An 8,513-nucleotide genomic window follows, 5' to 3' on the forward strand; every position below is an offset into this window, starting at 1 on the left:
GTCTATAAATAATATAACGCATACGAGACGGTTTGTCCATGCGTTTTTGACTGGCTACTTTGATATTTTCAAAGCAGCTTCGAAGTTGCTTCAAAGTTATTTTTCAACTTATACCTTCAATTCGGTTGGATGCTCCCGTGCTCTGAATTAAAGCAACTTCTAAGAGTGTTTTCAATTCATCTACATTGGCTTCGAGAAATAATTCCTGTCTGCCTTGTGTTCGTGTATGCTACCAACCATTTGAATTTAAAGATTCATTTATTGATTCATTTGAAACTTTATTTGTATTATTATTCCGATACTTATTTCTTATATCGTTGCGAATCGTTTTTCCACTAAAATTACACTATTTTTTCACTATTTTTCATTACTTCATCGTCTTCGCCAGTGAATTGAGCAACGCCCGCATCTCTGGATTAGCCAACACTTTTGCCAGAAGTTCTGGATTGACTTCATCAGCAACAGGTACATTATTATTTTCCTGCTGTACATGCATCTGTGGATCCAGATTCTTCTTCTCATAAAATGCTTCTTCAAAAAGCTCTGCATTTTTCCTTCGGTCATCATCCAGAATATGAGAGTACACATCCGTAACCATATTGACCTGAGCATGGCCGGAATCACCCTGTACCGCCTTGATATCTCCACCATTCAATTTCAGCTTATAAGTAACGCTGCTATGACGGAAACTGTGAAATACAACCGGTGGGAGATTATAGTCCTCGATCAGTTTTTTTAAAGGACCACGGATTGCTCCATCTCCGAGAGGAAGCCCAAAGGTACTTGCCATAACCAGGTTATAGTCCATATATTCATCACCAAGAATTTCTTTCATTTCATCTTGCTCAGCTTTCCAGTCTACCAGCATATTAGCAACACTCTTCGGTAAGAATATTTTACGCACACTGCTTTCTGTCTTCGGTGTTTTCAGAATACGGACCGTAGAATTCTTCTTATGATTTGTCGGAAATACCAACAACACATCTTTTCCATCCAATGCATTTAAAGATTCTTTTCTTATACGCTGTGATTCTTTGTTGATGAAGACATATGCACGGTTTTCTTCAATTGCCTCATGAGAAATATCTACACAATCCCAGGTAAGACCAAGCAGCTCACCAAGTCGCAGGGAACATGAGAAAGATAGATTAATTGCGAGCTTTAATCGTTCATCTTCACAGACACTGAGCGCATACATCAATGTATCCGCTGTCCAGATGTCTCTTTTTTGTGATTTATGTTTTGGTACAGTCGCATGGGTGCAAGGATTCTTCTCCATCAACTCCCATTTCACTGCCTGTTCAAAACAGTTTCTAAGCAGCTTATTAATATCCCTGACCGTACTGGAAGATACAAATTCATTTCGACTGGTTTTATTCAATGGATTGATAACTGCACGTCTCTTCAAAAGACTCTGATAATATCTTTCGATGAAACGGGTATTGATCTCTGAGAGTTTCGTATCACCAATGATCGGAAGAATATAGTTATTGATAAGAGAGACATTTCCTTCATATGTAGAAAGCGCCCAGTTTTCTTTGCCATAAAGTGCAACATATTCTGTAATAAGCTCGTCCAGTGTTTTGCATTTACGGACGACAAATGATCCCATCTCTTTTTTATATTCAATTTCTTTTTTTCTTCTCTTTGCTTCGGCTTTCGTTTCATAGGTTTCCCACTTCTGTTTCCTCTCACCTTTTTCATTCGTATAAGAATAGATTACATTAAATTTTCCGTTTCGTTCTCTTATAGATGCCATATTATTGCATACTCCTTTCCAAATCTCTTTGCTCCATCCAGTCCTCAAATTCATCCCGACGGATCCTAACTCGACTGCCAACTTTTATTACTGTGAACTTTCCTTTATCCGCCCACTTGTTGATCATGCTTCTGCTGACCTTTGCCAGATAGGAAGCTTCATCAAAAGTAAGATACTTTATATTTCCATTGCTTCCTCGTATTCCGGTCTGTGATAATTTCTTCCGCCGGAAATTAGCCAGGGCAATATTTTGTTCCTGTGCAAGTTCTTCATAATCATTCGATGGATCCAGCTTATACCGATCCTGACCTTCCAGGAATTTTTGAAAACTCTCTTTTGTGATCCTTTTCTTTTCTGCAATCACAATGAATTCAAAAAAATGACTATACTTTGGATTATCAAGAATTGTATATACTGCGCTTCTGGTTGTTCCAAGCAACTGTGCCATCTCAGGCATCGTAATTGTTGCATCTTCCAGAAGAGCGTCTTTTTCTCTGTCTTCCTTTGTTCGATACCGGGACTGGCTTTTATACCAGTTCTGAAAAGATTCTTTTGGTATTCGTTTCCAGTAATCGACAATAACAGCTTCCATTTGATTTTTCTTGAGTAAATCATAAACAAGATACTCATCAACACCCAACAGATCCGCAACTTCCTTAACGGAATAGGACCAGGATTTCAATTCTTTCCCTGGTTCTTCTCCGATAACTTTATGGTATTTAATCTGATTGGCGTACCATTTTTCAAAGCTGGCAATATTGATTCGTATCTTTCCGGCAATCTCTTTAGATTCAAAAACATTTTTATGCACCAGCCAGTATCGATCTGTCTTTTTTAATCCCAGCAGCTTTCCCATTTCCGGCACGGTCATCCAGGTTCTCTTTTGTGTCGGACGCCGTTTGTAAGGACTGTCTTCTGATATCTTTGAAATGATCTCTTCAACATCGTCCATTTCCGGAACTTCTTTTTGTTTCATAATTGCTGTTGCCATTTATTCTTCACTTCCTGTCTTTTTTAGTGTTAGTGTTTTTTCTTATATCTATCATATCTCAAATCCAGATAAAAATTTAGGATGTCGATTGCAGACAAAATCTGCCTGATCAACACCCTGTTTTTTATTGTTCCAAGTTATCGAGCCAGTCATCGAAACTCTTCTTAGAGATGCGATACTTTCCGCCATCCAACTGGATCCACCGGAATTCCTTTTTCTTTAAAAGGTTATAAATAGTAGGTCTGCTGACTCCTAAGATTTCCTGTAACTCTTGAACTGTATAACATCTTTTTTCTGACATTTCTTTATCCTCTTTTCTTTGAAATATGAAAGAAAAATTATCCCTTCATATAACGAAACGCTCAGAGCATGTTTTACAGTGGTCAAAAGCAAATTTTTTTACTTTTTTTCTTACGAGTTTTCTTTAATGCAACTCGTAACATTAGATTTTTACATTTTTCATGAAATTAAGTAAAGAAAAAGAGCATATGGAATTGAATCCATACACTCTATGATTACTGGAACTTTATTTCATTTTTAATTCAACAAACTGGAAATTATATATGTCTTTGCAAATATACCATATCTATTAGCTGTACACCGTCCTCATAAATTGGGTGGTCATAATTATCGGTAAAGAAATTGGGAATCTTGTGAGAACGAACAAATCCACATTTTTCATAAAATGGTATCGTCAATGGACTGTCACCTGTTCCAACTTGCAAAACAGAATATTCATCCGCATATTTATTGGCAAGAAAATCAATTAATGCTTTGCCATAGCCCTTTTCCTGATTTTCCGGATTGACTGCGATATTTTTGATTTCAAGTATTCCATTACCTTCATCGGTGACAACACATTCAGCTTTTACATCATTGTCTTCAAGCACATACATAGTTCCTTTTTCAAGATAGCAATCAACCATGCTCTCCTGTTCATCAGCTAATAACAATAATGATATAAACTGCTTTTTATTTTTGTTAACTTCTCGAATTCTCATACAACTTGTTACTCCATCAATTGCCATCTAGTTTAATTCATCAAATTCCGATTTTCTCAATTCTCCAAACTTGAAGTTCACAAATTCATTTGCTTCTCGAATTCAAACATTCCTTCATTGCCGTCTCCGACAAAATCATCCGGTGTGTCCGGCATAGGGTGTTTCTCATTGAAAAACTCCGTAATATGAAAACCGCAGACATTCACATAAAAATGAATATTGCGTCTGTCAAAGTAAGGTGTACAGGTTTCCCACACCTTCGTACCGGGGTACATCTCCTCCAACTCAAACCAGATCTTTTTGCCGATTCCCTTACTCTGAATACCATTCTTAACAAACAGCAGATCAAGATGATTGTGCTGAGTGCTTTTGTCGATAACTACAACAGCACCACCTACCATTTTCCCATCGACAACCGCTTTATAAGCAACAGCTCCTTCTGCGTTCAATGACTGATCAATATCAGTTTCCGGCAGAATCACAGAATCTGTTTTCCCGAAAACATCTTCAAATCCTTTTTGAAAAGCCGCCTGCATATCTGCTTTATATTGCTGTAATTCTTCCGTTTCGACCCGGATTAATTCAAAATTCATTTTATCATCCTCCATAACCAAGTTTGTTTTTCTGCACCGGTCTGACAAATCCCGATTTCTATTTTCGTTTCCATAGCATAGTGTACTCTTTTTCACCAGTAGCTTCATCCAAGCCTTCACATTGAATAATGAACCCTTCTCTTTGGTAAAAAGAAATTGGATATACAGCGATAGCCCCTTATATTTTCGGAAATCGGAAAATAAAACTCGTTCCGATACCTTCGATACTTTCGACGTGAATGGTTCCATTGTGGAGATTTACAATCCAGCGCACCATAGAAAGACCGAGTCCGGTACCTCCATTTTCTCTGGAACGGCTTTTGTCTATGCGATAGAAACGCTCCCAGATTCTGTCCAGGTGTTCCTCACTTATTCCAATACCATCATCTTTCACTTCACCGACAATCTGGTCATTTTCGACCTTCAGGATAACATGGATATGTCCATTTGTTTTTCCGTAATTGATGGCATTGGTTATTAAATTCATCATCATACGCAAAATCAATGTCTGGTCGCCGTTCATAAATAAATCGTCCTGCTTTTGCAGGGTGATCTCGATATTTTTTTCCTGTGCTTTTGTCTGCAGTTCTTCTATTACAAGTTCGCTTAATAATCCAAAATCCAGTTTTTCCATCAAATGCTGCTCGCCCTGTTCGTTTCTGGCGATCATTAACATTTCGTTTGTCAGCTTTGACATTCGTTTTGCCTGCTTTAAGATGACTGCAATCTCTTCCTTATCTTCCGCAGATAAGTTTTCATTTTCCAATAAGTACTCACACTGGGAAATGATAACAGCAACGGGAGTCCGCAGTTCATGGGATACGTCTGATGTGAATTGACGTTCCTTCTCAAACGAAAATTCCAAGCGCTCGAACATTTCGTTAAATTTCTCCGACAATTCGTATAATTCATCTTTTGCTTTTGGCAGAGACAATCGTTTGGAAAGATCTTTTCCATTGCTGATGTTTTCAACTTCATCGCAGATAAGATCCACCTGTCTCAATGCCCGCTTGATCATAAAATATCCGATGGCTCCAATCAGAATAATGAGTAATGGGAATACAATCAACAGCATTTTCTCGGATGTCTGCATGAAAAGTTCTATAGAATGTACGGAGGTAATTCCTCGTACCCACATTTCCTCATCATCACCGTAAGTGTAAACGCTGTCATATATCATCCATTTTCGATTTGATCCGGATATCATTCGCGGTGTATTCGACTTGAGGATAGTTTCTTCTGGAAATTGGGTTGGAATCGTTCCATAAAGTAAGCGTCCGTTTTTGTCATAAATACAAAACATAATACCGTCATCGTAAAATTCGGTATCGCCGTCAAGATAAAAGGAATCATCCTGAAAATTAATATTTGAAGAGAAACCAGTCACTGCGGCACTGATTTCTTCTTCTGTCGCAGAAATTCCAACCTTATCCACAAAAAGAAGGACGAGAACTAAAATAGTCCCAAGAACTACGGCAATGATTCCGGTGTACCATAGCGTAATTTTTTTCTTGATCGTCAGCTGTTTCATTCGTTTTCCCTCATTACATATCCGACACCGCGAACAGTGTGGATGAGTTTTTGTTCATATTGTGCATCGATTTTTTTTCGCAAATAGCGAATGTATACGTCGATCACATTGGAACCACCTTCAAAATCAAAGTCCCACGCATTCTGTTCAATCTGCTGTCTTGTCATTACGATATTTTTGTTGCGCATAAGACATTCCAGAACCATAAATTCTTTTGCAGAAAGATCAATTTCATTTCCGGCTCTTGTAACCTTTCTTGTGTCACGATCCAGAATAAGATCTGCTATTTTTAGTTGATTGGATGTAAATTGTGGCTTTCTACGCATCATGACACGGATTCTTGCAAGCAGTTCTTCAAATGCAAATGGTTTGATCAGGTAATCATCGGCACCAAGATCCAGTCCTTTGACGCGGTCTTCAATGCTGTCTTTTGCTGTCAGTAACAGAACCGGTGTATCATCTTCTCGTCGCCTTAATTCTCTTAAGATTTCATATCCATCCTTTCCCGGCAACATGATATCAAGAATAATACCATCGTAGGAAGTCATATCGATATAATCCATCGCTTCCAGACCATCCCCACAGGCATCTACACTGTAATGTTCCTTGACAAGCCTTTTTTTGACAATGTTTCTTAAATCATTCTCGTCTTCTACAATCAGTAATCTCATAATGTAATTATTATAATACCAATCATTTTCGTGTGCCAGAGTCCTTTTTTTCATTTTTTGAAATTACTATTTGTTTTAATCTTTTTTTAATCTTCCCTCTATATGATACATATAACAGCAAAAACAAAACACCCAAGAGCCGAAAGGAGAACATATTATGAAAAAAATATTAGTAGTTTTATTATCTCTCACATTAATATTTGCTTTTACAGGATGCACTTCATCCAATAATGGAGCAGCAGAAGATGTAGAAATTAAGACACAGGAAGTTGTAACATCAAATACAGATGACGATGATGATAACATCAGTAACACAGAAAACGCAGTAGAGAATGTGAACGAAAAGGATTATGATTTCTCTTCTTATGAAAACGATATCCGTAATATAACAAAAAGTGTAAACAATGCAAAAACATCTACAAATGCATCTGAGAATCACGAACAATTCTACGCTTTGAAAAAACAGGTAGACGCAGTCGATGACGAACTGGATAAACTTGATGATGAATTTGAGTATGCTTACCAGATGAAAGAGATTAGCTTCGAGACATACAAAGCGAGAGAACGCGCGATTGAAAAACTGGAAGATGAACTGGAATTAGCAGAAGAAGCGCTGGAAAACAAATACGGCATTGATGATTAATTCCATCTGGGCTACAAGAATGTGGCAGAACTTTCTTAATTTCTAGAATCGGGTAGGAGGTAGATAATTATTTTATCTACCTGCATACCTCTGCAATCTGACTACGGCATGAATTATGAACACAGATAAATGCGACTTTTTTCTTATTCATGAAACGGACACCTCTCCTTAATACATTGGTTGTTCTTATCAGAATGAATACACTTTATAACAGGCTTTTCCATTTGTATATTGAAATTCTCTGCCACATAGTCAATTGCTGAGATTATGGCTATATAGGAATCTCTTTTACAACATCTTGGTCCACCAATGCTCCCGATTGCGTCAAGTGCCTTAGAAGTCATTTTATTAGCCAGACCCCAAGGTTCATTTTTAAGTGGAGTCGCTCCTGAGATTATTGATATAAACATTCCTGTACTAATTCCGGCGCCACAAGCACCCCAGAATCCACATACACCGCCTGGAACAGCTTTTCCTCTATTCATCATTTCAAGCAGAGCTTCCGGCAAATCAATCTCACCACCTGCATTTTTATATGCGGTAAGAAGCGCTGAACCAACCATAACATGATGCTCTGGTCCATGCATATGACAGAATGGCTGCGCCATCATTCTTCTTATAATTTCTATCGGATTCTTAGATGTTTCACTAAGACATATGTCTATAATTACACCCATTCCTTTTGTATGGCATTCATTACATACATAATGACCCTGCTCACATCTAGTTTTGCTTAATTCCTTTTTATGGCATAACACACACTCCATCATTTCATCTTTTTCAAGATATATAAGTGGTGCTTTACATATAATACATTCTTCTTTCATTTCCTACCTTCCCAAAGCTTCAACAAATGAACTTGCCTCTCTTATTACTTTTTTGTTCAGAGAATAATAATGCCACTTGCCTTCCTTACGATCATTTACAATCCCACAGTCAACCAATATTTTCATGTGATGTGATAAAGTAGGCTGCGTGATATTGAATTTATCCAGAATCTTACATCCGCATTTTTCTCCGTCTGACAGCATCCGAACAATCTCCAGTCTATTTGTATCCGATAATGCTTTACATATTAGTATCATATCCTTTGCTTCCATTTTCGCTACCTCACATAGGCAATCATCTATATATCAAATTACCCTACGCATAGATGCTTGTCAATGTGTATTTATTCAATAAAGTTACCCGGCAATCATCATAGATACAAATCGAAGCCCCAACCTCCGAAAGACTGAGGCTCCTAACATCAGTTAATTACTCTTACAGTTGCCGAACGGACACATTCATTTTTTCTGCAAGCATTTCTTGTGTAAACCCATTT

At 37.6% G+C, this 8,513-nt stretch carries 10 protein-coding genes and 1 pseudogene; 1 reads left to right on the forward strand and 10 read right to left on the reverse strand.

Annotation, left to right across the window (positions count from 1 at the left end):
• Positions 1–367: 367 nt before the first annotated feature.
• The 8 genes and pseudogenes from LI112_RS17280 to LI112_RS17315 form a co-directional block, all read right to left on the reverse strand.
• Positions 368–1,759, reverse strand: a complete 1,392-nt coding sequence (locus LI112_RS17280) for a tyrosine-type recombinase/integrase (RefSeq protein WP_227191164.1) — start codon at positions 1,757–1,759, stop codon at positions 368–370.
• A 1-nt stretch (position 1,760) separates the two neighbouring features.
• Positions 1,761–2,750 (reverse strand): helix-turn-helix domain-containing protein, encoded by a 990-nt coding sequence (locus LI112_RS17285; RefSeq protein ID WP_208061546.1) that lies wholly within the window; start codon positions 2,748–2,750, stop codon positions 1,761–1,763.
• A 124-nt stretch (positions 2,751–2,874) separates the two neighbouring features.
• Positions 2,875–3,051: a helix-turn-helix domain-containing protein gene (locus tag LI112_RS17290; RefSeq protein ID WP_003864535.1), complete on the reverse strand. Its 177-nt coding sequence runs from the start codon at positions 3,049–3,051 to the stop codon at positions 2,875–2,877.
• Positions 3,052–3,307: 256 nt separating this feature from the next.
• Complete coding sequence (locus LI112_RS17295; RefSeq protein ID WP_144368315.1) at positions 3,308–3,751, reverse strand: GNAT family N-acetyltransferase; 444 nt, start codon at positions 3,749–3,751, stop codon at positions 3,308–3,310.
• A gap of 77 nt (positions 3,752–3,828) precedes the next feature.
• Positions 3,829–4,344 (reverse strand): GNAT family N-acetyltransferase, encoded by a 516-nt coding sequence (locus tag LI112_RS17300; protein WP_227191165.1) that lies wholly within the window; start codon positions 4,342–4,344, stop codon positions 3,829–3,831.
• 58 nt (positions 4,345–4,402) lie between these two features.
• Positions 4,403–4,501, reverse strand: a pseudogene (locus tag LI112_RS18590) (GNAT family N-acetyltransferase); the annotation flags it as partial.
• Between the two features lie 21 nt (positions 4,502–4,522).
• Entirely contained in the window at positions 4,523–5,875 is a 1,353-nt protein-coding gene (locus tag LI112_RS17310) for a cell wall metabolism sensor histidine kinase WalK (protein ID WP_006427180.1), read from the reverse strand.
• Positions 5,872–6,546, reverse strand: coding sequence for a response regulator transcription factor (locus LI112_RS17315; protein ID WP_044919842.1), 675 nt, complete (start codon positions 6,544–6,546; stop codon positions 5,872–5,874). Before LI112_RS17315 ends, LI112_RS17310 begins: the two co-directional genes overlap by 4 nt.
• A 157-nt stretch (positions 6,547–6,703) precedes the next feature.
• Between LI112_RS17315 and LI112_RS17320 the strand changes: the two genes are divergently transcribed.
• Complete coding sequence (locus LI112_RS17320; protein ID WP_227191166.1) at positions 6,704–7,189, forward strand: entericidin EcnA/B family protein; 486 nt, start codon at positions 6,704–6,706, stop codon at positions 7,187–7,189.
• A 143-nt stretch (positions 7,190–7,332) separates the two neighbouring features.
• Here LI112_RS17320 and LI112_RS17325 read toward each other — a convergent pair whose 3' ends face one another.
• Together LI112_RS17325 and LI112_RS17330 are read right to left on the reverse strand one after the other, a co-directional pair.
• A complete protein-coding gene (locus tag LI112_RS17325; RefSeq protein WP_055057108.1) occupies positions 7,333–8,016 on the reverse strand; it encodes a DUF5714 domain-containing protein in 684 nt (227 codons plus the stop codon).
• A gap of 3 nt (positions 8,017–8,019) precedes the next feature.
• A complete protein-coding gene (locus LI112_RS17330) occupies positions 8,020–8,289 on the reverse strand; it encodes a helix-turn-helix transcriptional regulator (RefSeq protein WP_055182615.1) in 270 nt (89 codons plus the stop codon).
• Between the last annotated feature and the right edge of the window lie 224 nt (positions 8,290–8,513).

The organism is Blautia sp. 210820-DFI.6.14 (genome assembly GCF_020558815.1).
Classification (GTDB): Bacteria; Bacillota; Clostridia; order Lachnospirales; family Lachnospiraceae; genus Blautia_A; species Blautia_A obeum.

What these genes read in the sequence shown, in the direction of transcription:
- LI112_RS17280 (WP_227191164.1), bottom strand. Translation starts at nt 1,759, where the DNA reads ATGGCATCTATAAGAGAACGAAACGGAAAATTTAATGTAATCTATTCT.
- LI112_RS17285 (WP_208061546.1), bottom strand. Translation starts at nt 2,750, where the DNA reads ATGGCAACAGCAATTATGAAACAAAAAGAAGTTCCGGAAATGGACGAT.
- LI112_RS17290 (WP_003864535.1), bottom strand. Translation starts at nt 3,051, where the DNA reads ATGTCAGAAAAAAGATGTTATACAGTTCAAGAGTTACAGGAAATCTTA.
- LI112_RS17295 (WP_144368315.1), bottom strand. Translation starts at nt 3,751, where the DNA reads ATGAGAATTCGAGAAGTTAACAAAAATAAAAAGCAGTTTATATCATTA.
- LI112_RS17300 (WP_227191165.1), bottom strand. Translation starts at nt 4,344, where the DNA reads ATGAATTTTGAATTAATCCGGGTCGAAACGGAAGAATTACAGCAATAT.
- LI112_RS17310 (WP_006427180.1), bottom strand. Translation starts at nt 5,875, where the DNA reads ATGAAACAGCTGACGATCAAGAAAAAAATTACGCTATGGTACACCGGA.
- LI112_RS17315 (WP_044919842.1), bottom strand. Translation starts at nt 6,546, where the DNA reads ATGAGATTACTGATTGTAGAAGACGAGAATGATTTAAGAAACATTGTC.
- LI112_RS17320 (WP_227191166.1), top strand. Translation starts at nt 6,704, where the DNA reads ATGAAAAAAATATTAGTAGTTTTATTATCTCTCACATTAATATTTGCT.
- LI112_RS17325 (WP_055057108.1), bottom strand. Translation starts at nt 8,016, where the DNA reads ATGAAAGAAGAATGTATTATATGTAAAGCACCACTTATATATCTTGAA.
- LI112_RS17330 (WP_055182615.1), bottom strand. Translation starts at nt 8,289, where the DNA reads ATGGAAGCAAAGGATATGATACTAATATGTAAAGCATTATCGGATACA.